Genomic DNA, 24,679 nt, shown 5'->3' with positions numbered 1-24,679 from the left:
TGAATGATGACAGCAGCACAACAGACAACTAAAACAAATTACCTTTTAGGTTTTTGTCGCATTTTCACTGGTCTTCTTTTTATTTTCTCTGGATTTATTAAGGCCAATGACCCTACAGGATTCGGCTATAAACTGCAGGAATATTTTGAAGTGTTTCACCTGACCACCTTCAATGAATACGCTACGGCGATAGCTGTGGTGATCTGTGGCTTTGAAATCCTCTTAGGTGCCTTACTGTTGTTTGGTGTCTACGCCAATTTGGTGGCTTGGGGATTACTGCTATTGATCCTTTTTTTCACCTTTCTGACATTCTATTCCGCATTTTTCGAAGTCGTGACTTCCTGTGGCTGCTTTGGTGATGCTATTCCACTAACTCCCTGGCAATCCTTTTCCAAAGATCTTGTGCTATTGGCCTTGATTCTGATTATCTTCTTTAACCGCAAACAGATCCAGTCCATCATCAAAGGATCTGGCAATCAATTTGTCGTCGCCCTGATTACTACCATCGTTTCATTGGGGATTGGCATTTATACGGTCAATTATCTCCCTTTTATTGATTTCTTGCCCTATAAAATTGGCAACAATCTTCCATCCCTGATGGTCCTTCCAGAAGGTAAACAGGGCGATGTCTTTGAGCAGCTCTATACCATGAAAAACAAAAAAACGGGCGAGACCAAGAAAGTGAATGACAAAGTGTACATGGCAGATAAACTATGGGAAGATGAGTCTTGGGAAATCATTGGCGAACCTGAAAGTAAACTCATCAAAAAAGGTTATGATATTCCCATCCCCGACCTTTTAATTACTGACGCAGACGGTACTGATCATACACAGGAGATCATAGCAAACCCTTATTATAATATTATCATCGTCGCCAAGGATCTTTCATCAACCAATATTAATGCCATCCAGAAAATCAATCAGACAGTCACACAGATGACCAAAGATTACAATGGTCTCCGTGTTGTCCTACTGACCGCCTCAGCTTCCAAAGACGCACAATACCTGAGTGACAAAATGCAATTGATTGCAGAAATTTATTATGCGGATTTAATTCCATTGAAAAGTATGGTCAGAGCCAATCCGGGGGTAATCCTTTTAAAAGGTGGAAATGTAATGGGCAAATGGCACTACAACAATTTCCCGGACGCAAAGACGTTTGAAGACAATTTTTTAAGTAAGGACAAATAATACAATATGCCTAAACCTATATTTTTGATTGGCTATATGGGCAGTGGAAAGACCACATTGGGAAAAAAGCTGGCCAGCAAATTAGATTTACCTTTTATCGATACCGACGAGGAGATTGTGAAACAGATCGGTATGAGCATCACTGAATATTTCGGTCAATACGGTGAAGAAGAGTTTCGAAAACTGGAGCGGGAGCAGCTTCGTAAATTTGTGAACAGCTACGCCGTTATCTCTACGGGTGGTGGTGCGCCCTGTTTTTTTGATAACATGGATTGGATCAAAGCCAATGGATACGCGGTGTATTTACAAATGACGCCCAAAGCTTTATTTGATCGTCTGTCGCAATCAAAATTACATAAACGACCTATTCTGGTCGGAAAATCACCGGAAGAATTAAGGGCTTTTATTGAGGAGAAATTAACGGAACGGGAGCCTTACTATACCCAGGCTCATCTAACAATAGATCAGCTCAATACACCAGTAGAAACATTAGTGACCCTGATCAATCAGCATAATTTATAACCGCACAATAGTCAATAATGAGAATACGCCTGTACTGCTTCCTTTTGTTCCTGACCTGTATAACTGTTTGCAGCTGTTTTCGCCATGGTGGTGACACAGACGGTTTACCTGTAGGCAAGCGTATTCAGCTGACAACGGTAGAGGACCTTTATCAGTTTCTGACCTATGATGACAACCGCTATCCGCTCGTTAGCCTGCATCGTGGGGGACCTGCCTCTGGCTATCCGGAAAATGCCTTAGAAACCTTTGCATATAATGCCAGCCTGCAACCCGTTATTGTGGAGTGCGATGTCAGGCTTAGCAAAGATTCTGCACTGGTACTGATGCATGATAATACGCTCAACCGTACCACAACAGGCCGAGGGTCTGTTAATGAACGTACATTGGCCGAACTCAAAAAACTAAGGTTGGTAGACAACGACAAGAAAATAACACCCTATAAAATCCCTACACTCGACGAAGCGCTCGCATGGGGAAAGGGTAAGGTCATTTTCACACTGGACATTAAAAATGAGGTACCTTACGAATCCGTGATCAATGTGATTCGCAAACAACGTGCTGAATCCAACGTTGTTATCATTACTTATAGCGCTGGTCAGGCCGGAAAAGTACACAATCTGGCCGGCGATCTGATGATATCCGCTTCGGTGAAGAACCTAGATGATCTCGCCCGTCTCAACGAAAAAGATATTCCAGACAATAAATTACTGGCCTTCGTCGGGACGCGGGAAGCTGATCCGCAGCTGACCAAAGTACTGCATGATCATGGTGTTATGTGTATCCTGGGTACACAAGGCAATCTAGACAGACAGGCCACAAAGAAAGGATTTCAGCTATATGCCAGCTTCATTGAACGCGGTGCAGATATCTTGAGTACTGATCGTCCGATCGAGGCAGGTAGAGCGTTAAATTTTTATATCAAGAAAAGAGGAATAAGTTCTAAATTTGTGCAGTAAAAGACTATTCAAAAGTAAGCAACGTTGTTTAACGGTTAAAAGATACATTTTACAGATATTGATCAAAAGATCCTGAGGTAAATTTTACTTTAGCTAAATTGAAATCTTAAATTGCCGTCTGATCACCAGACATCACGGTTAGAGGCATCTAGGCTATCCTTAATATAATTTACTAATTCGTCATTTTCATCTGATTGTTTCAACCGTTTTCGAAGATTTATTAACCAATCTTCCAATGCCTCCGCTGGCGACTCACCATTTCCAAAAACACCCCGGTGCGGGTCTGGGCCCAATAAGCACCAATAAGAAGTTTCTTCTCTGAATACAACAGGGCGTAATTCTCGAATTTCTCGAGGTAGTTCCTCTGCCTCAAAATCTATTGGCACTATTTTTTCCGCTGCTATCTTCATTTGTTCCATATTTCCTTACAATTTTTTAAGTTCTTCTTCTGGCCAAGTCACCAATTCTTTTAGCAAATAGGTTTTTGGCTCGGCTTCATCATCAAATTGAGCCAAAAATTCCGGTAGGTCCCCTTCGATTTTTAAGAGCTTGCCTTCCTGTAACACGTCATAGCCCTCTGCGAGCCATTGTTCTATTTTTTTTCTATTGATTTGAATATGCTCCATGGTGAGAAATTTTAGCACGTTATATTACAAATTAGTTGATTCATCATGTATTTATAAAATAAACAATACTGCAACAGATAACGTTTTGTCAATTTGAGCTTAGATGTATCACACCGTCAAATAAAACAAAATTAATACACTTAAAATAAATTAGTTAATAAAAAAAACATCCTCGATCGGCAAGAAACACCTATTTGGCAAGATATTTGTTCAAACAGCAAAAGTTTTCAGTTCGAAAACTTAACGCTAACATTTTTTAAAAATATCATGAAAAAAGTACTTCTACCTATTCTGACACTTTTTACATTCGTATTTGCCATTAACCAGAAAGCAAATGCGCAAACTCCTTACCGCACAGCCATCGGCTTGGGAATTGACTTAGGGGACGGTCAATCACTGTTTGGTCCGCAGATCAAACACAACTTTGGTGGCAATGACGCCGGAAATGCACAGGTATTATTTGGTGATAACATCACCGTAGTTGGGGTAGATTATTCTTACAACCAGCGGATTCCAGGAACACGTGGTTTGTCTTGGTACGTAGGTGTTGGTCCGCAAGTATCGTTTGTAGATTATGGCAAATGGCATGATGACTGGGACGATGACTATCACTGGAAAGATGGTGATACCGAAACTTTTTTTGCTATCCGTCCGGCATTAGGCTTGGAGTTCCGTATTCCTTCAGCTCCATTGGCCATGCATTTTGACTGGAAACCATGGTGGAATTTATCTCATGGCTCTGACTTTGAACCATCCCGTTTCTCATTGGGATTCAAATTTGTATTGAAATAAAAAAAACAATATATCCAGAAACAAAAAATCCTGCAGGTATTATCGCTTGCAGGATTTTTTTTATTCTTTAGCCCAAGGCAATACTTCGCTTTTTCCAGAATACTTTTTTTGCGCGCATTTACATCACGTATCAACTAGTTCAATAAAGATAAAAAATCGTTCTCTCATTCTTTTCAATGCATATCTAGAGCGTCTTTCGTATATACTTTTTCATTTCAATATATTGCCCATTGGCATGGTAGAAGAAGAGTTATTTACATTTTCATAATATTCATCCATCAAACAGAAAAATATTACCAGCAAAAAAGCCTTTGGATATCTCCAAAGGCTTTTTATTATAATGCAGTTAAAAAGCGTTATGCTTTTTCTTCTTTTAATGTCGACGTCTCTTTTTTGGATTCTTTTTCCTCAAACCCCGAGCGTAAGATTTCATCCCATAAAGACGAACTCACACCAAATCCTTTTTCAGGATCCGAATAATGGTGCAGCATATGATGTTGTTTAATACGTTTGAAGATACCACTCTTAAAATTTGCGTGGTGCATCGCGTAGTGACATTCATCATAAATCAGGTAACCCACCATAAATCCAGCGAAAAAGCAAGCCAAAATAAACTCATTTGAAAAGAACAATGTAAATCCAAAATACACTAGGGCCGCCAATGGAATACTCGCTGAAAGGGGCATGACCAAACGCATCCTATCCCTTGGGTAGTCATGGTGTACACCGTGAAAGATAAAAGCGATCCTTTTCCCCCATTCTGATGTTGGGTGAAAATGAAATACCCAACGATGTAATGCATATTCAAATGCAGTCCAGAATGCCAATCCAAAAACAAAATATCCAATATATGTTAATAGGTCAACATCTCCCCAGACTAGAGCTTTATACGAAAAAAAAACAACTACGGGTACATAGAAAATCAAAGGTACGCTCCAGTGCACTTTCGTCAATGACTCTAAAAAGTCATTTTTAAACATGCGCGTAGATTCCGTAGAATTTGAAACATAATTACGCTTTGCCATAATACAATATTTATTATTCCCCCACAAAAATAAGTATTTTAAGCGCAAATGAAGAAGGTTCCAGACTAGAAAAACAAAATATTTGACCTTTTCAACAAAAAGGTTAAACGTCTATTAACGCCCTTTCTAGTCTAAAACCTTTTATTTGATCTTTTAACTCTAATTTTCTTAAATTTTCGCAGCAGTTGATCAAAAACTCACAGCGTCAAAATTGACAAAATCAAGACAGTTTCCTATTTAAAGTTAACTGTCCCCCCTGCCATTTTCTTTTCGACCCGTTGTTCTGGCTTGCCGTAGACATCTATCGTACCGCCACCCCGTGTCTTTGTTTCAATTGCATCTACAGCATGTACTTCCGCTTTTCCACCACCATTTACAGTAACGGTAGTTGTTTTTGTTTTAAAATCTTTGCCCTCATATTTACCACCAAAATTAGAGATTATAACCTGTTTGTCGGCTTTACCATAAAGTGCTATCGTTGCGCCAGAGGTTACTTTGACATCCGTACTTTTTGCGTCTGCGTACAGATCAACCAAGCCTCCTTCGGATGCATAGACTTTGAGGTGGTCAGCTACAACTGTATTGTTTGACGTTGCAAATACCTTTGCGCCCTTTTTAGCCTCTACGTTTTTCAGACTTTTATAATATACTTTCACAGAAATATTACCGCCCTGCAACATATTTAGGGTATTCATTTTTAAAGCTAAAGCACCATTTGTATTGACCACCTTCACATTCTCGTAATTCTGTCCTTCAAAAGTCACCAACGATTCATTTGCCTTGATCAATTCAACTTGTATTTTATCTGTAGCGACAACTGAACTAAAATCTCCCACATTTTGTTTTGCCTGTCCAGATACCAGTTGAACCATTAATAAAAAAACCGCGCTAATTCCTAAAAATTTCATAGTGTATTTTCCAATTTTTAATTATTTGATATGCCGCTTTCCAGCAGTATTTTCACATACTTTATTCTAGCGGGATAGCATACGCATATCGACTTATCTGCATTTCTGACGTCAAAAAACACGCCAATCATCACCATAATCTTACTTTTTAACCTATTTTGACAAAAAAAAGGTGTCCTAAAAATTAGGACACCTCGCTATCTCTATTTTGTTCAGCTTACAATTTGCTATTTACGTCAACCGCATTCAAATCAGCAAAAGCTTCTTTCAGACGAGCAACAAATGTTTCTTCCCCTTTACGTAACCATACTCGCGGATCGTAATATTTTTTGTTTGGAGAATCAGCACCTTCAGGATTTCCGATTTGTCCTTGCAAATAATCGTGGTTTTTAGCTTCGTAAGCTCTCACGCCATCCCAAAATGCCCATTGCATATCAGTGTCTATATTCATTTTGATCGCACCATAAGAAATCGCTTCTGCAATCTCCTCAGGCGAAGAACCAGATCCACCGTGGAATACAAAGTTTACTGGTTTCTCAGCAGCAAGCTTGTATTTTTCGCGGATATATTCTTGTGAATTATGTAAGATTACGGGTTGTAATTTCACATTACCAGGTTTGTAAACGCCGTGTACGTTACCAAATGCTGCTGCAACTGTAAATTTGTCAGATACCTTAGACAATTCTTCGTAAGCATAAGCAACTTCTTCTGGTTGTGTGTATAATTTAGAGCTATCAACATCTGAATTGTCAACACCGTCTTCCTCTCCACCTGTAACGCCCAATTCAATCTCTACAGTCATACCTAGTGGTTTCATACGTGCTAAGTATTTTGCAGAAATTTCGATATTTTCCTCGATTGGTTCCTCAGATAGATCCAACATATGGGAAGAGAATAACGGCTTACCATGTTGTGCGAAGAATTTCTCACCAGCATCCAACAAACCGTCTATCCAAGGTAAAAGTTTTTTAGCCGCGTGATCCGTGTGCAAGATTACTGCCACACCATAGTGTTCTGCCAACAAATGTACGTGTTGCGCTGCAGATACCGCACCTAATACACAAGCTTGCAAGTTATCATTATTTAATGTTTTACCAGCATAGAATTGTGCACCACCATTTGACAATTGAATGATTACAGGAGAGTTTACTGCTTTTGCAGTTTCCATTACCGCATTGATAGAATTTGTTCCGATAATGTTTACCGCTGGCAAAGCAAATTTATGTTTCTTTGCAACTTCAAACAACTCTTGTACTTGATCTCCTGTCAATACACCTTTAAAATCTTTTAGGCTCATATTACTGTTATTGATTTATTTTAATCTTTATTAACTCTTGAAGCTACTAAATTATTAAAAATAATTATCACTTCCTAATTTTTAGAGTGTACTTAATACACTATCAGATTGTTTATCACATTAATCTTTAGAATCCGGATAAGAGTTAGACCAGTTCGATAGCCTTCAATTTAACCGTTCCATATTTTCACATGTTCTAACCGACCTCCTGTTCCATTAAAAAAATACACTTGGATATCCCGCTAATACACCTGGGATTGATTAAATTTGAGCTCACTAATATTGGAATCATTATGCTACAGGTATACGGTATCAAAAACTGCAACACAGTAAAAAAAGCGCTAACATGGTTAGAAGACAATGAGATTGACTTTCAATTTCATGACTTCAAAAAAGAGGGTGTCAGTGATGAAAAACTTGCAGAATGGGAAAGCCAAGTGGACTGGCAGTCCCTGGTCAACAAAAAAGGTACAACCTGGAAAAAATTGACAGCAGAAGAACAAGCCCAGGTGATCGACGCAAACAGCGCCAATAAAGTACTAAAAGAGCACACCAGCATGATCAAGCGCCCTGTAATTGAATATGGCAAAGGTGTCCTACTCGGATTTAATGAAGAAGACTATAAAAGCTCCTTAAAATAGTTGTTACAAGCTCCTTTTTAAGGAGCTTTTTTTTGCCTTATCTACTTTTCATTGTATATTGTGTTTAATAAACGTAATTTAATTCGAACAGATATGATGAAAAGATTTGCATTGGCTTCTTTGAGCCTGATTGCATTGAGCTATGCTTTTCCGTCCTTTTCCCAGGAAAAAACATCCAACTATAGTTACACTGAAGCCTTTGCACCGTTATTTTTCAAGAATAATGGAAATGATTACCGCTCTGCGGCCGGAAAACCTGGTCCCGGATATTGGCAAAACGCTGCAGACTATAAAATTCAGGCATCATTAAACGATCAAAACGATCAGGTGACTGGCTCGGTAGAGATCACCTATAGTAATAATAGTCCTGACAACATGGACTACCTTTGGCTGCAATTGGATCAAAATATGTTTTCTCAGCATGGACGTGGCCAGTTGATTTCCCCATTGACCAATAGCCGATATGGAGACGGAAACTCAAAATTTGATGGCGGTTATGAGATACAGTCAGTCACTGATGTCAATGGAAAAGCCATAGAACATATTATAAACGATACCCGCATGCAATTACGGCTCCCAGCTGCATTGAAAAGTAAGGGCGGGAAAATTACATTTAAGATTACCTATCAATACACTGTTCCCCAATATGGTGCCGATCGTACCGGTATACTTGACACCAAGAATGGAAAAATATATGCCATCGCACAATGGTTCCCCAGACTTTGTGTCTATGATGATATTAGGGGCTGGAATACATTGCCGTATACAGGACCTGGAGAATTTTATCGTGAATTCGGGAATTATCAGGTCGAGATCACCGCTCCTGCCAACCACATCGTTGTACTTGGCGGCGAACTTCTAAATCCACAGGAAGTATTTACAGCAGATCAGTTCAAAAGATATCAGCTTGCGCTACGTAGTGATCAAACGGTATTGATTCGCTCAGCCGAAGAAGTGACAGCGAAAAGTTCAAGGCCAAACAAAAAGACTTTAACTTGGAAATATCAGCTCAGCAATGCACAGGACATTGCCTGGGCCTCTTCTACGGCCTTTATATTGGATGGTGCAAAAATAAATCTACCAAGCGGCAAAAAATCTCTGGCCCTATCAGCCTATCCCGTGGAAAGCAATAGCAACAATGCGTGGGAGCGCTCCACGGAGTACACGAAAGCTGCCATCGAGATCTATTCCAAAAATTGGTTTGAATATCCTTATCCAGTAGCCGTAAACGTTGCTTCTAACGTAGGTGGAATGGAATATCCAGCCTTGTCATTCTGTGGGAACCAAGCGAAAGCAGCTTCTCTTTGGGGTGTTACCAACCATGAGTTTGGCCACAACTGGTTTCCAATGATTGTCGCATCTAACGAACGTGAGCATGGTTGGATGGATGAGGGATTTAATACTTTTATCAATGAACTGGCAACGCAAGAATTCAATAATGGCGAGTATTATCGCCAGCAGGCTAGTCGTCCATATATCTTTACCTCACAAAATCTCGAGCCAATTATGAGTACGCCTCAAAATATGAAAGAGCGCAACATTGGCGCCCTTGTTTATTATAAACCAGCCTATGGACTTAAACTGTTGCGCAACGAAATCATTGGCAAAGAACGCTTTGATTATGCCTTTAAAAAATATATTCAGGAATGGGCCTATAAACATCCAACACCCGAAGATTTCTTTAAAGCGATCGAAAACGGAACCGGGGAAAGCCTCAATTGGTTCTGGCGTGGTTGGTTTGTTAACAACTGGCAAATGGATCAAGCCATTAAATCCGTTTCCTATGTCAACAATCAACCCCTGCTGGGCGCGTTGGTTACCGTAGAGAATCTCGAAAAATTACCAATGCCTATTATTGTTGAGGCTACTACCGTATCGGGCAAAAAAATAAGAAAAAAACTACCTGTGGAAGTCTGGGAAAGAAATAATGTATGGCAGTTTAAGATCTCTACGAACGAAGCCCTGCTGTCTGTCCAGTTAGATCCTGATGACGTAATGCCAGACAAGAATCCGGACAATAATACCTGGAAGGCAAATTAGGGTTATAATTCAAAATCTATTCGTTATTTTTGATAAGAAAATTGGACCATATGAAGCCATTACGAATATATCAAAAAATGTTTAAAATGGTTTCATTATGCTAGCCGAAATGCAACGAGCTCATTTATGTATATATATTATATCCCCATGAAAGTCATACAAACGATTCTAAGCTGCTTATTGATAACGTTGTTCAGTGGACAACTATTTGCGCAGGAAAAAACCAAAGGCATTATTATGGAGCTTGTCAGCGGAGAGAAGATAGGAGCTGCGCAGATCCAGAATTTACGAAGCAAAACAGAAGTCCATACCGACAAGGATGGATCGTTTACGATCGATGCCAGTATTAACGACCTGCTCTTGATCAAGGCAACGGGATACGAACAAGATACTGTTTTTATCTATGATACGAGCTTGCGGAGAATCTATTTAAACAGAATAAATAACCCTATTGAATTGAATCAAGTAATCGTTGAACGAATGACCGACAGTAGACTTGCTGCTGAAATTCAACGGGAGAAAATAGCTGGAAAGTATTCGGACGCTAGCCAAAACCGTGGTGGGATCCGGATCTCTCCAAGCCGTATATTCAGCAAGGAAGGAAAACAGGCCCGCTCAAACTACAAACTTCTCGTAGCTGAACTGGAAAAGAGAGCCATTGACCGTAAGTTTACCGATAATCTCATCAAAGAGTTGACACCACTTGACGGTTCCGAATTAGCCCTGTTTAAAGAAAGGTTCAGACCTTCCTATAAGTTTATCCAAAACAGCAGCCAAGAAACATTACGGGTCTACGTAATGGATAGTTACAAAAAATTTAACGAGAAAAAATAAAAAACAAAGATTTTTATCATATAATTGTCAGAAGGTTTTAAACTGTAATATTTTTTGTTTCAGTTTAAAACCTTTTCCATTACTTTGTGTTATCAAAATTAAATCAGCAACGGGATGTTACACAACTTGAGGTTTGCAACAGCTTTACATATTATGGTCTTAGCACAATTGGAGGAGCCCGAACAATGGCTTTCCTCTGAATACATTGCTTCAAGCATTCAGGTAAATGCTGTTGTCGTACGCAAGGAAATTGCCTCCCTAAAAGCAGCATCCTTATTAATCAGTAAAGAGGGCAAAGGCGGTGGGATTCGCATAAATAATAAAAAAGAGCACATTACCCTTGCAGACATTTATCATAGTACCAAACAAAATGAGTTATCGGGTAAATTCAACAACCCCAATCCAGCTTGTATTGTCGGTAAAAACATCAATGCCAAATTACAGGTTCTTTATCAGGAAGTCGACACTGATATTGTACAACGTTTGGAAAAAATGGCGCTGGCTGATTTTAGCAGAACATTTAATTAAAAACACATGAAAGTAGCAGTAATTGGATCCACAGGATTTGTAGGAGCACATCTTGTCAAAGAATTGGTTGACCGAAACTACGAAGTCGTAGCACTCGCTCGCCATATAGAAAGCATTCCATCGAATGACAACATAAAAAAAGTAGCTGTTGACATCAACAACCATGGACAATTGGTTAACGCTTTAGTAGGTGCAGATGTAGTTATTTCGGCGTTTAATGCGGGTTGGACCAACCCTAACCTTTACGAAGACTTTACTAAGGGTGCTTTAGCCATCCAACAGGCTGTTAAAGATGCCGATGTGAAACGTTTTATTGTTGTAGGTGGAGCTGGAAGTTTATTAATTGAGGGCAATCGTCTAGTCGATTCACCTGAATTTCCGCAAGAAATTAAACCTGGTGCCTTAGCGGCAGCCGATTACCTGGATACCATCCGCAAGGAAGATCAACTTGAATGGACAATGATCAGTCCTGCGATAGAGATGAACCCACAGGCAGCCGGTACACGAACTGGAAAATACCGAACTGGATTGGATACGCCTATTTTTGATCAAGAAGGTCGCTCAAGATTATCTGTTGAGGATCTTGCTGTTGCGATAGTTGACGAGATTGCGAATAAACAGTTTATCAACAAACGTTTTACAGCCGCGTACTAATAGCTATACAATCGTTTGATTTATATTTAATATGAAATTTTATCACAAAAGGGAAGCGCAATCTTCCCTTTTGTCGTTGATATCATTTATATTTGACATTAATTAAACAATTAAAAAGCTAAATAATCGTAAAGAATTAATCCTATGCTATTTAAAAAATCGATTCCTCAACTGATCGCTGAGGCAAATGAAAATGGTGAACATACGCTAAAGAGAACACTGTCCAGTACAGGACTGATTGCCTTAGGCGTTGGAGCCATCATTGGAGCGGGACTATTTTCCTTAACCGGAATTGCCGCTGCCGAGAATGCTGGCCCAGCTGTTATCTTATCTTTCATTATCGCCGCCGTTGGTTGTGCTTTCGCAGGTCTTTGTTATGCTGAATTTGCATCCATGATTCCTGTCGCTGGAAGTGCCTACACGTATTCTTATGCCACCATGGGTGAATTCGTAGCTTGGATCATTGGTTGGGATCTTGTATTGGAGTATGCTTTGGCAGGAGCTACTGTTGCTGTCAGTTGGTCTCAATATTTCAATCAGCTCCTCATGATATTCCATATCCATTTGCCCGACATGTTGCTGAAGGGTCCATGGGAAGGCGGCATGGTTAATTTGCCTGCGATTATTATCGTGTGCTTACTTTCTTTGCTTTTGATGCGGGGCACGCAGGAGTCATCGACCGTAAATAATGTATTAGTTATTTTAAAAGTAGGTGTTGTTTTAATTTTTATCGCATTAGGATGGAGCTTCATCAACCCAGCTAATCACAATCCATTTATCCCAACAAACGCGGGCGAGGAGATGGTCAAAAATGGTCAACAAAGCTTATGGACCTTTCTAAAGAGCGATGACTTTGGTCATTTTGGGATTAGTGGTGTTTTGCGCGCAGCAGGGGTTGTATTTTTTGCTTTCATTGGCTTTGATGCGGTTAGTACGGCTGCCCAGGAAGCAAAAAATCCGAAAAAGGGCATGCCAATTGGTATCATCGGCTCGTTAATTATTTGCACCCTTCTTTATGTATTATTCTCATACGTAATGACAGGCATTGAAAATTACACCATGTTTAAGGGGGATGCCAAGCCAGTCGCTACAGCGTTTGCGAAGACAGGATATCATTTTCTCAATACAGCTTTGATTATTACGATTATTGCAGGTTATACCTCTGTTATTCTCGTCATGCTACTTGGACAAAGCCGGGTATTTTATTCGATGAGTAAGGATGGTTTACTTCCTAAAGTATTTTCTGATCTTTCAAAAAGACAGACTCCTTGGAAAACAAATGCTATATTCATGGTATTTGTAAGTATCTTCGCTGGATTCGTCCCAGTTTCCGACCTAGGTCACATGGTGAGTATCGGCACCTTATTTGCCTTCACATTGGTCTGCGTAGGGATATTGGTCCTACGTAAATCTGATCCTAATTTAGAACGTCCATTCAAAACACCTTTGGTTCCATTTGTTCCGATCATGGGGATTATAGTCTGTGTATTAATGATGGCCTCTTTGCCTATTGAAAGCTGGGAGCGTCTAGCAGTCTGGCTGGCCATAGGTCTATTGATTTACTTCGTCTATGGCAAAAAGCATAGTGTTATCCGTAAACAGCACAGGGATCAACAACATATTCAATAATACTCACAGCTGCTAAAATACTGCAACTTCATATAAAAATAGGGGGCTTCTAAAAAAGAAGTCCCCTATTTTTATAACTTAACAATCTATCTGACTATAACCTTTGCACCATCTTATAAAGCGCTCAGTTTAAAATACCCATTTGCAATGACATCTTCCTTCAATCCGGCTCTCGGTACAATCTGAATATGATATTTTTCCTTATCTGCAACAAGCAAGAGATCTTCAATTTCATAAATATCGTCAACATCCAAACCATACTTATCATCAATATGAGCACTGCTATGATGCTTCCAGAAAACGGTTCGCTTAGCCTTCTCAGTGGCCTTTGCCAAATTAGGTGCGACTATGAGTTCTTTATAATGAAATTCATCAAACTCATTTGGCTTATATCCCCCCAGATTGACAAAAAACAACTTCAATTCCGTATCTGAAATTGTCGAATCATTTTTTTCAATGACCGTAATTTCATACTCTCCGATCTTATTGACAATCCGATAAGCATCAATATGGATTTTACCATCGGCATCAGGCCAAAAATCTTTGATTGGGTCTATAAAATCCTTAAGTTCATTTCCGATTCCGAAAAAAATATCATGCTGTTCTGTACGTCTATTTTTCGGTTTGCAACCGATCAAAATCATAAATAATTTCATATGCAATAATCTGACTTTGTATGGGAATATCAAATATCCAGGTTATTTTCATTCCTGTTTTTGCTTCCAATCGTGGATATTTCATAACTTAAGCCCACTGAACAATAAAAATAACGATTATTCACCACATTTAATACACATAAAGTCCTGACTATGAGTAAAATTTTCCTATCATTTACGTTACTATTTCTATCATTATGCTCTTTCGGGCAAAAACGAAGCACTGATAAAAAACTTGAAAAACAAATTAAGAAGCTTATTCTTGGTTTTCAGGGAGACGTAGGCATTTATGTACACGATCTCAAGAAACACAAGGAAGTGAACATCGGAGCCGACACTATCTTTCCTACAGCTAGTATCGTCAAGATCCCAATTTTGATTGGTGTATTTGATAAAATTGAAAAAGGAGAACTGCAATTGGATCAAGAATTTATCTATCGTGAAACTCAGAAATATGGAGGATCAGGCTTGATGCAATTTTTTAAAGATAGCAGTAAAGTTGACCTCAAAACGTTGATTGCCCTAATGCTCTCCTATAGTGACAATGTCACTAGCATCTGGAACCAAAAACTTGCTGGTGGCGGAATAGCCATCAATAAATTAATGACCGACCTCCAACTAGCACATACCCGTGTCAACTCACAGACAGAAGGCAGAAAAGGGGACTGGGAAAATTATGGCTGGGGACAAACCACCCCAAAAGAGATAGCCGATCTCCTTACCTTGATCCGTCAGGGCAAGGTAATTTCGGAAAAATCCTCCGATCGTATGTATCGCTTTCTAGGCAATATGTTCTATGATGAAAGAGGGCTCTCTCAAATTCCAGCGACCGTAAAGGCCGCATCCAAAACAGGATCCTTGGATGATGTACGTAGTGAAGTAATGTTGGTCAATGCACCCAAAGGCGATTATGTATTCAGTATATTCACCAAAAACAATCAGGACCAGAGTTGGGGTAAAACCAATGGAGCAGAAGTGTTGACACGCAAACTTTCCAAACTACTATGGGATTACTACAATAAGTAAAATACAAAAGATATACAGTGAATCCGTAGACATTCGTTGTAATCTTGCAAACGGTATGGCTTTTCGTTGCATCCGCTAAACGGGCTTTTAACCAAACTGCAAAAAAATCGGATCAGCCAATTTATTATGTAAGCAGCAGTGGGTATAAAGAAATAGGGAACTTTATGTTCCCTATTTCTTTCTCTTAATGGTATTATAAGCGAATTCGTTTTTCAACTATTCACTAAGATTATTTGTTTTGCAGCTAATGCTGTCATCTACTTTTTAAAAGCATCTTTCACATCTTTAGCTGCCTCTTTTGTACCCGAAGCAACATCCTCAGCCACTTTTTTAGTGCCGTCCGCTACATCTTTCGCTACATCTTTAGTCTTATCGGCAGCTGTATTTGCAGCGTCTACCGTAGCATCTTTTGCGTCTTTCAATCCTTCTTTCACATCCTGACCAGCGTCACGCAAAGCAGTTTTAGTTTTTTCCCAAGCGGTATTAGCCTCCTCAGAAGCAGCACGCGCTTTCTCTTCAGCAGCTTTATCACCTTTGGCAATTGCTTCATCTAAAGCTTTTTTTGCTTCCTCAGCTTTCAAACGCGCGCTTTCTTCGGCGTTCTTTAAATCTGCAATCGCTGCATCTACATGATCGCCTACTGTTTGTGCAGTATCAGTCGAATCTGACGCTTTTTTCTCTGAATTGTTGCAAGAAGACATTACCAATGCTCCTGCTACTACCGCTAAAAGTGCAATTTTTTTCATCCGTTTAATTTTTTTTTTTTGATAAAGCCATCAGGTTTATTCATTACCCTGTGTAATTATTTACTCACAAACTGTCTTTCTTTCAATTTATGAATGCATTACACTCGCTTGAATAAATCATGATAATTTCATTAGAATATTTGTTTTTTAATGGCAAGAAGATATCATGAGGTTATATTTATCCATTTTGGACTCCCATCAACCACATGATATTCTCATGTAAGTTTGTAATTATATGATTAATTAGTCTTTAATTTACAACTTCTATGCCAAATAGACAAACTTAGTGCTTCGGATAAATTGTTCCCTTTGCAGCCTCCAATGTATTTTTCAATAATCCTACAATGGTCATCAGGCCCACACCACCCGGTACTGGAGTGATCCAGGACGCTTTAGGTGCCACATGCTCAAAGTCCACATCGCCGTATAATTTAAATCCTGACTTTGTTTCAGTGGATGTCTCTCTGTTGATACCCACGTCAATTACCACAGCCCCCTCTTTCACCATATCAGCAGTAACAAAATTCTTTCTACCGATAGCTGCCACCACGATATCTCCACGCAGTACCTCCGTTTTCAGATCTTTTGTACGGCTATGCGTTAAGGTCACGGTGCAGTTCCCTGGGTTAGCATTACGTGCTAGTAAAATACTCATTGGCGAACCAACAATATTGCTTCGGCCTACGACTACGGCATGTTTGCCTGCTGTCTCGATCTTATAGTAATCCAGCATCAACATAATACCATAAGGTGTCGCTGGAATAAAACAAGGAAGATTACGCTGCATCCGACCCAAGTTGACCGGATGAAATCCATCCACATCCTTACGGTAATCAATTGCTTCAGTAATCTTGTCTGGATCAATATGTTTTGGTAACGGTAATTGAACGATCAGACCGTCGATAGAATCATCTTTATTGATTTCTTTGACCTTGGCGATCAATTCCTCTTCAGTGATTGTCTCATCATAACGAATGTTTGTCGATTCAAAGCCGACCAATTGACAATTACGCATTTTGCTGGCCACATAAGTCTCGCTACCACCGTCGTTACCAACTAGGATAGCTACTAAATGCGGTTTCCGACCCGTTTGAGTTGTAAATTCAGCCGCATCCAGAGCAATCTGCTCTTTAATTTTTTCGGAAACTAGTTTACCATCTAATAGATTCATGTTTAGGAGATTTGATTGTATTTAAAAGGAGCCCAAGAGCTCCTTTATTTTGTATAATTTAAAATGTTATTAATCCAATTTCAATACCGCCATAAATGCAGATTGTGGAATTTCTACGTTCCCAACCTGACGCATGCGTTTTTTACCTTTCTTCTGTTTTTCCAACAATTTACGTTTACGGGAGATATCACCACCATAACATTTCGCGGTTACATCCTTACGTAATGCAGAGATCGTTTCACGGGCGATAATCTTCGCACCAATAGACGCCTGGATCCGGATTTCAAATTGTTGGCGCGGGAGCAATTCTTTCAATTTCTCACAGATTTTCTTACCGAAATCGTAGGCATTACTTCGGTGGATCAAAGAAGACAATGCATCTACAGGCTCATCGTTCAACCGGATATCCAATTTAACAAGATCCGAAGTACGGTAACCGATCTGGTGATAGTCAAATGAAGCATATCCTTTGGAAATTGTTTTCAACTTATCATAAAAGTCAAATACGATCTCACCCATTGGCATTTCAAAAACCAATTCTACACGGTCCGAAGTCAGGTAATGCTGATTCATGATCGTACCGCGTTTTTGAATACACAGCGACATGATCGGCCCTACAAAGTCCGATTTGGTAATGATATTCGCCTTGATATAAGGTTCTTCGATCGAATCTAATTTACTTGGATCAGGTAAGTCCGACGGGTTGTGCACGATCACTTCTTCCTTATCCTTCGTCATATACGCTTTGTAAGATACGTTGGGAACGGTAGTAATTACCGTCATGTCAAACTCTCTTTCCAAACGCTCCTGAATAATCTCCATGTGGAGCATACCCAAGAAACCACAACGGAAACCAAAACCTAAGGCGGCTGAGGATTCAGGTTCAAACACCAAAGAAGCGTCGTTCAACTGCAGGCGGTGCATTGATTCACGTAATTCCTCGTAGTCTTCTGTATCTACAGGATAGATACCGGCAAAGACCATTGGTTTTACTTCCTCAAATCCTTGGATCGCTTGACCGCAAGGGCGATCTTTGTGTGTAATGGTATCCCCTACTTTCACTTCACGTGCTTCCTTGATACCAGAAATAATATACCCTACATCCCCGGTTTTAATGACTTCTTTTGGCACCTGATTAAGCTTCAAAGTACCGATCTCATCCGCAAAATATTCTTTGCCTGTCGCCACGAACTTTACTCTATCCCCTTTACGGATCTCGCCATTTTCAACTTTGAAATAAGCCATGATCCCACGGAATGAATTAAATACCGAGTCAAAAATCAAGGCCTGTAACGGTGCATCAGCATCCCCCACAGGATGTGGTATACGTTCAACAATGGCTTCCAGGATATCTGGTACCCCAAGGCCTGTCTTTCCCGAAGCAGGAATAATTGCCTCACGTTCACCACCGATCAGATCAACAATTTGATCTTTCACCTCTTCGGGCATGGCCCCTGGAAGATCCATCTTGTTTAAGATCGGGATGATTTCCAAGTCATGCTCCAAAGCCAAATATAAGTTTGAAATTGTCTGTGCCTGAATACCTTGTGAGGCATCCACAATCAACAATGCCCCTTCACAGGCGGCGATAGAACGGGATACTTCATAAGAAAAGTCAACGTGTCCAGGAGTATCAATCAGGTTCAAAATATATTCCTGACCATCTTTTTTATAATTCATTTGGATGGCGTGACTCTTGATCGTAATACCACGTTCACGTTCCAAATCCATATTATCAAGTAATTGTGCCTGTGCCTCGCGCTGACTAATGGTATTGGTATACTCTAAAAGGCGGTCTGCCAAAGTACTTTTGCCATGGTCAATATGCGCAATAATACAGAAATTACGAATGTGCTTCATATAGGATTTTTAAACTCTTTTGCTAAAAGGCAAAGATACCTTTTTTTATACATATTTATAGAATCAAGTATATTTTTCGTTTGCGGACTGGAGGCGGACAAAAAGTTTTGCTATGCGCATGATGCACAGGCAAAAAGCATTTTCATTTCTAGTCTGCTACGGCGTAGGAAAAATGCTTCTGGTTGCGGGTCACCTTATCCATATCCCAGGCGATTTTCCCCTTAAACCGCTCCGAACGTATTGGGCAGTCTGCAACCTGGCAATAACGGCAACATTGCGGGAGACAAGGATCCGCATGGACAAAAAACTCGGTACGCACGGACATTTCCTTATTAACTATTTTATCGACAGCTGAAATCTCATCATGTACTTTCACTAGATCGAGGTAACTTGGCAAAGTCAGGTGACAATCGACATGCAGTTCGTTGCCATAGCGCTGCACCCTAAGATTATGCACATCAATCCACTCAGGCTTACGATTACGTTCCAAAATCGCTACCACATCCTGCACAAGCTCGGTATCTGATTCATCCATCAGTCCACCAATAGACTGTCGAAGCAATTTGTAGCCATTAAACAAGATAAAGAGACCCAATATAATGGAGATCACTACGTCGATCCATTGGAAACCTGTCAGCTTCATCAAGAATAAGCCTAATATCAAGCCAATCGTGCTATAAGCATCCACCTGGAGATGTTTACCATCGGCTACCAAGGTAATAGATCCCAGAACGCGTCCCCTTTTCATGATATAAAATCCCACAGCAAAATTGATCAGCGAGGTAATTCCGATCAAGTAGATCCCCTGTTCGAGATGAGTGATTTCTGCCGGAAAAAAGATATTATAACAGGCTTTGGCTAAAATAATCGCTCCAGCAATAAAAATCAGTCCTCCCTCAAGGAAAACGGAGAAAAACTCGACTTTGCCATGACCATAGGGATGATTTTCATCTTTAGGTTGCGCAGCAAGATAGATACTGTAGAAAGCGAAACCAGAAGCGATCACATTGACGATACTTTCGGCAGCATCTGTAAAGATAGCGCTGGAATCTGTTAGAAAATAGGCAACAAACTTAATAATCATTAAACCTATTCCTGTAAACAGCGATAATAAAACCAATCTTGTTTGTCTCGACATGATCTGCATTTTGTAAGGCAAAGGTAAAGATATAACGTCAAATCAAATTGATTAGTTTTACACATCAACATCAAAAAAAGTCGATATTGATGGGCTAAATCGCGACAATTGCTTTTTATTACCAAAGCCCCAATAAAAACCACCCTTTTCTTTGTAAATTTTCAAAAATAAACACAATTATTTGCAACGTATATAATATCTTTGTCTCACCATGAGCACATCATCATACTTATCAGACAGGATAAATAATTTGTCCGAATCGGCTACACTTAAAATGACCAAGTTGGGCCGCGAATTAGCAGCAAAAGGCGTTAATGTAATCAGCCTTAGCGTAGGTGAACCTGATTTTAACACTCCTGAACATGTAAAAGATGCAGCAAAGAAGGCCTTGGATGAAAACTGGACACGTTATTCGCCAGTACCGGGATACCCTGAATTGCGTCAGGCGATCGTAAATAAATTGAAGACAGAGAATAATCTGGACTATGATATTTCGCAGATCGTCGTTTCAACAGGTGCAAAACAATCCCTGTCTAATGTGATCTTAACATTGATCAACCCAGGTGATGAAGTCATTATTCCTACACCGTACTGGGTATCTTACTCTGAAATGGTTGTTTTAGCCGAGGGAAAATCAGTATTTATCAGTACAGAAATCGACAATAACTTTAAGATTACGCCAGCGCAATTGGAAGCGGCTATTACGCCAAAAACCAAATTGTTTATGTTCTCTTCACCAAACAATCCAACAGGGACAGTTTATAGTAAAGATGAATTAGCAGCATTGGCTAAAGTTTTCGAAAAGCACCCGCAGGTATTTATTCTATCTGACGAGATCTATGAGCACATCAACTTTGTGGATAAACACGAGTCCATTGCACAGTTTGACAACATCAAAGATCGCGTTATTATCATCAATGGTTTTTCAAAAGCCTTTGCCATGACAGGCTGGCGTTTGGGCTATATTGCAGCCAACAAGACAATTGCTGCGGCAAATGATAAATTGCAAGGACAGACAACATCTGGAACTTGCTCAATTTCACAACGTGCAGGGATTGTTGCCTATGAACAAGGGTTAGAGTCAGTCAATAAAATGAAAGAAGCTTTTGCGCGCCGCCGCCAATTGGTTTACGATCTATTGAGTGATATCCCAGGTGTACGTACCAATCTTCCAGAAGGCGCATTCTATTTCTTCCCTGAAATTTCATCCTTCTTTGGCAAGAAAGACCAAGACGGCAATATCATCAAAAACTCATCTGATCTCGCTTTATATTTATTGAATGTTGGTCACGTCGCTACTGTAGGCGGTGACTCTTTTGGTAATGACAACTACATTCGCTTATCTTATGCCGCTTCAGACGAAAGTTTGATCGAAGCATTAAAGCGCATTAAAGCAGCATTAGGCAAACTAGCATAATCAGTATTAAACATTGAAAATGGGCTGTTCAGGAAAACTGGACAGCCCATTTTTATATACTTTACTATATTTCCTTCAGGAGACTATGATCACAGATCTTCTTTACCTAATGTGTTCCATTACCTCAATGAATTTCTTTTCTTTATTTTTCGGGTCAAAAAGTAATTTTTCTACTTTATCAAGCTCAAGGGCCTCCAGGTGACTGGGCAGCAAGCTAGTTTTCATTAGCTTCAGTAATTGCTCCCAATCCGGACGATTGATCCTATGCTGGATCAATTGCATCATCTCTGCCGCATTTTGGTATTCCTTTCCTGCTTTCAGTTCCGTCACCATATCCATCCAGTCACCGTAAGTGAAAAGTCTATTTTTTTCCCGTTGCAATTGCAAGGCTTTCATTTTGACCAGATCATAGCCCAGCAACATCTCCGTGACAGAGTCAATCTCCATACAGGCAGCGATTTTAGCATAATCTTTCGAAAATTCCACTCGGGCCTCGTCATCCAGAAGCTTGCAAAAAGTTGGCACTTCCATTTTCAAGGAATCACAGTCCCGTTGCGCATATCCCACCATCGGTACCAGAGCAATCATCAAAGCTAAGATCTGTAAATACATCCTTCTTAATTTCATGCTCCGAAGATAGCCATTTTCTGGAAATATCATTCTCAGCACATAATTTACATTGGTTTTAGCGCTTCAAGCAAATATTTATTACATTTACCTCTATGAGTATTTTAACAGAAAAATTCGAAACGAAGCACGGTACCGCTCCGTTTTCACAAATAAAGAACGAAGATTATATCCCTGCATTTGATCGTGCAATTCAAAGGACAAAAGATGAAGTTGACGCTATCGTCAATAATCCCGAACCAGCCACATTTGATAATACCATTGCAGCGATGTCCTATTCTGGACAGACCTTAGATCGTTTATCCAGCATCTTTTTCAACTTACATTCTGCGGAGACCAATGATGAACTTGAAAAGATCGCCCAAGATGTTGCCCCTAAATTATCCGCTTTAGGTAATGACATCACCTTAAACTTTGACCTTTTCAAACGTGTAAAAGCAGTCTATGAGCAAAAGGATCAGCTGTCACTTACCGCAGAACAAACCACTTTGTTAGAGAAATCCTATAAAGATTTTGTGCGAAATGGCGCGTTATTGAACGATGAGCAGAAAGAACAGTTACGTACGATTGATGCCGAACTATCGCTCTTAAAATTAAAATTCGGCGAGAATGTTCTTGCGGAGACCAACGCCTATCAGCTCCTGGTTACCCAAGAGAAGGATCTGGCAGGACTTCCGGAGGGAGCCATTGAGGCAGCCCATGCTTTAGCCAAAGCCAATGAAAAAGAGGGTTGGTTATTTACCTTGGATTTCCCAAGTTATCTTCCTTTTGTCACTTATGCAGATAATCGCGCATTGCGGAAGGAGATCACTTTGGCAGCAGGACGCAAGGCTTTTCAGGACAATGAATACAACAACGTGGAAAACGTGTTGAAAATCGTAAAACTACGTTTTGAACGTGCTAAATTATTAGGTTATGCAACCCATGCAGATTTTGTACTAGCTGAACGCATGGCACAAAATCCGACAAAAGTAACCACGTTTTTGAATGATTTGCTGGGGAAAGCAAAACCTGCTGCACAGCAAGAATTTGCCGAATTAGGTGCTTTTGCCAAGAAACTGGACGGGATTGAACAGCTGGAGAAATGGGATGGCGCTTACTATGCGGAAAAACTAAAACAGGAGCGCTTTAACCTGGATGATGAAAAGCTGAAACCCTATTTTAAGCTTGAGAATGTCCTAGACGGTGCATTTGAGGTTGCCCACCGCCTATTTGGCATCAATTTCAAAGAAGTCAACGATATTGACACCTATCATGAAGAAGTACAGACTTTTGAAGTCACCAAAGATAATGGTGAGCTAGTCGCTATATTCTATGCCGATTTCTTTCCACGCAAAGGGAAACGCAATGGTGCCTGGATGACCTCCTTCAAACCGCAGTATGTACAAAATGAAAAAAAAGAACGTCCTCATGTATCCATTGTATGTAATTTCACCCGCCCTACAGCTACGAAACCTTCCTTGTTGACCTTTCAGGAAGTAACGACACTGTTTCACGAATTCGGACATGCCCTACATGGGATGTTGGCGGATACGATCTATCCAACTTTATCCGGTACATCTGTCTATTGGGATTTTGTCGAGTTACCAAGTCAGGTAATGGAAAACTGGTGTTACGAAAAAGAGGCACTAGAATTGTTTGCCAAACATTATGAAACAGGCGAAGTAATACCAATGGAGCTCGTGGAAAAAATCCGTGAGAGTGCATCTTTTCTGGAAGGAATGGCTACGATGCGCCAGCTGAGCTTTGGCTTATTGGATATGGGCTGGCATGGGCAAGACCCGAGTGGCATTGCTGATTTGAAATCATTCGAAGATGAACAATTCGCATCCACGAAGTTATATCCCGACGTGAAAGATAACGCTATGAGCACTGCTTTCTCCCATATTTTCAACGGGGGGTATTCCTCTGGCTACTACAGTTACAAGTGGGCCGAAGTACTGGACGCTGATGCCTTTGATTACTTCAAACAAAATGGCATTTTTAACGCCGAAATTGCGCATAAATTTCAAGAAAATATCTTATCCAAAGGAGGAACTGAACACCCAATGGTACTTTACAAGCGCTTTAGAGGCCAGGAACCATCTGTCGAACCCCTACTTAAACGCGCGGGATTATTAAAATAAAAAACTGTATCAAAGTCATTTTTGATCAATAATAATGATAGTTTAGAAATTCTGTCCAATGATCGAATAAGGTCCAAGTTCCATAACGGGTTTGGACCTTATTCTTTAAAATTCCCTTTCCACAATTGATCACGCAACTTAGACCTACCCTACAACATTGAATGCTCATTCCGAATTTCAAAGTTTAACTGAGACTAGGCTATGTCAAGCATACCCCGTTTATTGTTAAAAAAAATCTTCTCCCCGGAATCCCCTAGCAACCTGACTGT

At 40.0% G+C, this 24,679-nt stretch carries 24 protein-coding genes; 13 read left to right on the top strand and 11 right to left on the bottom strand.

All coding sequences use genetic code 11. From position 1 onward, the window contains the following. The first annotated feature begins 3 nt into the window (after positions 1-3). Genes B4A24_RS22160 through B4A24_RS22150 form a run of 3 tightly spaced genes read left to right on the top strand, consistent with a single transcriptional unit; the run spans position 4 to position 2,669 of the window. Complete coding sequence (locus B4A24_RS22160; RefSeq protein ID WP_293947126.1) at positions 4-1,191, top strand: BT_3928 family protein; 1,188 nt, start codon at positions 4-6, stop codon at positions 1,189-1,191. Positions 1,192-1,197: 6 nt separating this feature from the next. Further along, a complete protein-coding gene (locus B4A24_RS22155; RefSeq protein ID WP_293947125.1) occupies positions 1,198-1,713 on the top strand; it encodes a shikimate kinase in 516 nt (171 codons plus the stop codon). Between the two features lie 17 nt (positions 1,714-1,730). Continuing rightward, positions 1,731-2,669, top strand: a complete 939-nt coding sequence (locus B4A24_RS22150; protein ID WP_293947124.1) for a glycerophosphodiester phosphodiesterase family protein — start codon at positions 1,731-1,733, stop codon at positions 2,667-2,669. Positions 2,670-2,791: 122 nt separating this feature from the next. Here B4A24_RS22150 and B4A24_RS22145 read toward each other — a convergent pair whose 3' ends face one another. Together B4A24_RS22145 and B4A24_RS22140 are read right to left on the bottom strand one after the other, a co-directional pair. Then, complete coding sequence (locus B4A24_RS22145) at positions 2,792-3,088, bottom strand: hypothetical protein (RefSeq protein WP_172396692.1); 297 nt, start codon at positions 3,086-3,088, stop codon at positions 2,792-2,794. Between the two features lie 6 nt (positions 3,089-3,094). Further along, positions 3,095-3,295 carry a hypothetical protein gene (locus B4A24_RS22140; RefSeq protein ID WP_172396691.1) on the bottom strand — a complete coding sequence of 67 codons (201 nt, stop codon included), beginning with the start codon at positions 3,293-3,295 and terminating at the stop codon, positions 3,095-3,097. A 267-nt stretch (positions 3,296-3,562) separates the two neighbouring features. Here B4A24_RS22140 and B4A24_RS22135 point away from each other — a divergent pair, with 267 nt between their 5' ends. After that, positions 3,563-4,087, top strand: a complete 525-nt coding sequence (locus tag B4A24_RS22135) for a hypothetical protein (RefSeq protein ID WP_172396690.1) — start codon at positions 3,563-3,565, stop codon at positions 4,085-4,087. Positions 4,088-4,443: 356 nt separating this feature from the next. Here the strand turns inward: B4A24_RS22135 and B4A24_RS22130 are convergent, their stop codons facing one another. The 3 genes from B4A24_RS22130 to fbaA form a co-directional block, all read right to left on the bottom strand. Next, entirely contained in the window at positions 4,444-5,112 is a 669-nt protein-coding gene (locus tag B4A24_RS22130) for a sterol desaturase family protein (protein WP_246251046.1), read from the bottom strand. A 233-nt stretch (positions 5,113-5,345) separates the two neighbouring features. Next, the gene (locus tag B4A24_RS22125) at positions 5,346-6,020 is read right to left on the bottom strand and encodes a GIN domain-containing protein (protein ID WP_293947123.1); all 675 of its coding nucleotides are present in this window, start codon (positions 6,018-6,020) and stop codon (positions 5,346-5,348) included. 217 nt (positions 6,021-6,237) lie between these two features. Then, a complete protein-coding gene (gene fbaA / locus B4A24_RS22120; RefSeq protein WP_288809843.1) occupies positions 6,238-7,317 on the bottom strand; it encodes a class II fructose-bisphosphate aldolase in 1,080 nt (359 codons plus the stop codon). Between the two features lie 230 nt (positions 7,318-7,547). On the opposite strand from fbaA, the gene B4A24_RS22115 reads away from it, so the two are divergent. From B4A24_RS22115 to B4A24_RS22090, 6 genes are all read left to right on the top strand, one after another. Next, positions 7,548-7,958: an ArsC family reductase gene (locus B4A24_RS22115; RefSeq protein WP_312399457.1), complete on the top strand. Its 411-nt coding sequence runs from the start codon at positions 7,548-7,550 to the stop codon at positions 7,956-7,958. 93 nt (positions 7,959-8,051) lie between these two features. Beyond that, positions 8,052-9,998 carry a M1 family metallopeptidase gene (locus B4A24_RS22110; protein ID WP_293947122.1) on the top strand — a complete coding sequence of 649 codons (1,947 nt, stop codon included), beginning with the start codon at positions 8,052-8,054 and terminating at the stop codon, positions 9,996-9,998. A gap of 147 nt (positions 9,999-10,145) precedes the next feature. Continuing rightward, on the top strand, positions 10,146-10,832 hold the full coding sequence (locus B4A24_RS22105; protein ID WP_172396687.1) for a hypothetical protein: 687 nt from the start codon (positions 10,146-10,148) through the stop codon (positions 10,830-10,832). A 114-nt stretch (positions 10,833-10,946) separates the two neighbouring features. After that, the gene (locus tag B4A24_RS22100) at positions 10,947-11,360 is read left to right on the top strand and encodes an Rrf2 family transcriptional regulator (protein ID WP_293947120.1); all 414 of its coding nucleotides are present in this window, start codon (positions 10,947-10,949) and stop codon (positions 11,358-11,360) included. Positions 11,361-11,366: 6 nt separating this feature from the next. Beyond that, complete coding sequence (locus tag B4A24_RS22095) at positions 11,367-12,014, top strand: NAD(P)-dependent oxidoreductase (RefSeq protein ID WP_293947119.1); 648 nt, start codon at positions 11,367-11,369, stop codon at positions 12,012-12,014. Between the two features lie 144 nt (positions 12,015-12,158). Then, entirely contained in the window at positions 12,159-13,643 is a 1,485-nt protein-coding gene (locus B4A24_RS22090) for an amino acid permease (RefSeq protein WP_172396684.1), read from the top strand. A 113-nt stretch (positions 13,644-13,756) separates the two neighbouring features. Here the strand turns inward: B4A24_RS22090 and B4A24_RS22085 are convergent, their stop codons facing one another. After that, a complete protein-coding gene (locus B4A24_RS22085) occupies positions 13,757-14,299 on the bottom strand; it encodes a DUF1543 domain-containing protein (RefSeq protein WP_293947117.1) in 543 nt (180 codons plus the stop codon). Between the two features lie 153 nt (positions 14,300-14,452). Here B4A24_RS22085 and B4A24_RS22080 point away from each other — a divergent pair, with 153 nt between their 5' ends. Beyond that, the gene (locus B4A24_RS22080; protein WP_293947116.1) at positions 14,453-15,325 is read left to right on the top strand and encodes a serine hydrolase; all 873 of its coding nucleotides are present in this window, start codon (positions 14,453-14,455) and stop codon (positions 15,323-15,325) included. Between the two features lie 257 nt (positions 15,326-15,582). On the opposite strand, the gene B4A24_RS22075 is transcribed toward B4A24_RS22080, so the two are convergent. The 4 genes from B4A24_RS22075 to B4A24_RS22060 form a co-directional block, all read right to left on the bottom strand. Further along, complete coding sequence (locus B4A24_RS22075; RefSeq protein ID WP_293947115.1) at positions 15,583-16,071, bottom strand: hypothetical protein; 489 nt, start codon at positions 16,069-16,071, stop codon at positions 15,583-15,585. Between the two features lie 283 nt (positions 16,072-16,354). Then, positions 16,355-17,242 carry a bifunctional 5,10-methylenetetrahydrofolate dehydrogenase/5,10-methenyltetrahydrofolate cyclohydrolase gene (locus B4A24_RS22070; protein WP_293947114.1) on the bottom strand — a complete coding sequence of 296 codons (888 nt, stop codon included), beginning with the start codon at positions 17,240-17,242 and terminating at the stop codon, positions 16,355-16,357. Positions 17,243-17,311: 69 nt separating this feature from the next. Further along, positions 17,312-19,102 (bottom strand): translation elongation factor 4, encoded by a 1,791-nt coding sequence (lepA, locus tag B4A24_RS22065; RefSeq protein ID WP_108636416.1) that lies wholly within the window; start codon positions 19,100-19,102, stop codon positions 17,312-17,314. A 148-nt stretch (positions 19,103-19,250) separates the two neighbouring features. Then, positions 19,251-20,240 (bottom strand): cation diffusion facilitator family transporter, encoded by a 990-nt coding sequence (locus tag B4A24_RS22060; protein ID WP_288809822.1) that lies wholly within the window; start codon positions 20,238-20,240, stop codon positions 19,251-19,253. 211 nt (positions 20,241-20,451) lie between these two features. Here B4A24_RS22060 and B4A24_RS22055 point away from each other — a divergent pair, with 211 nt between their 5' ends. Then, positions 20,452-21,657, top strand: coding sequence for a pyridoxal phosphate-dependent aminotransferase (locus B4A24_RS22055; protein WP_293947113.1), 1,206 nt, complete (start codon positions 20,452-20,454; stop codon positions 21,655-21,657). A gap of 102 nt (positions 21,658-21,759) precedes the next feature. Here the strand turns inward: B4A24_RS22055 and B4A24_RS22050 are convergent, their stop codons facing one another. Next, a complete protein-coding gene (locus B4A24_RS22050) occupies positions 21,760-22,317 on the bottom strand; it encodes a hypothetical protein (protein ID WP_293947112.1) in 558 nt (185 codons plus the stop codon). 62 nt (positions 22,318-22,379) lie between these two features. On the opposite strand from B4A24_RS22050, the gene B4A24_RS22045 reads away from it, so the two are divergent. After that, positions 22,380-24,410 (top strand): M3 family metallopeptidase, encoded by a 2,031-nt coding sequence (locus tag B4A24_RS22045; RefSeq protein ID WP_293947111.1) that lies wholly within the window; start codon positions 22,380-22,382, stop codon positions 24,408-24,410. The last annotated feature ends 269 nt before the right edge of the window (positions 24,411-24,679 follow it).

Origin of the sequence: Sphingobacterium sp. UBA7249, from assembly GCF_002472835.1 — a bacterium.
GTDB classification, from domain to species: Bacteria; Bacteroidota; Bacteroidia; order Sphingobacteriales; family Sphingobacteriaceae; genus Sphingobacterium; species Sphingobacterium prati.
The sequence above is the reverse complement of the archived record's forward strand: the minus strand, read 5'-3'. Positions and strand labels throughout refer to the sequence as shown.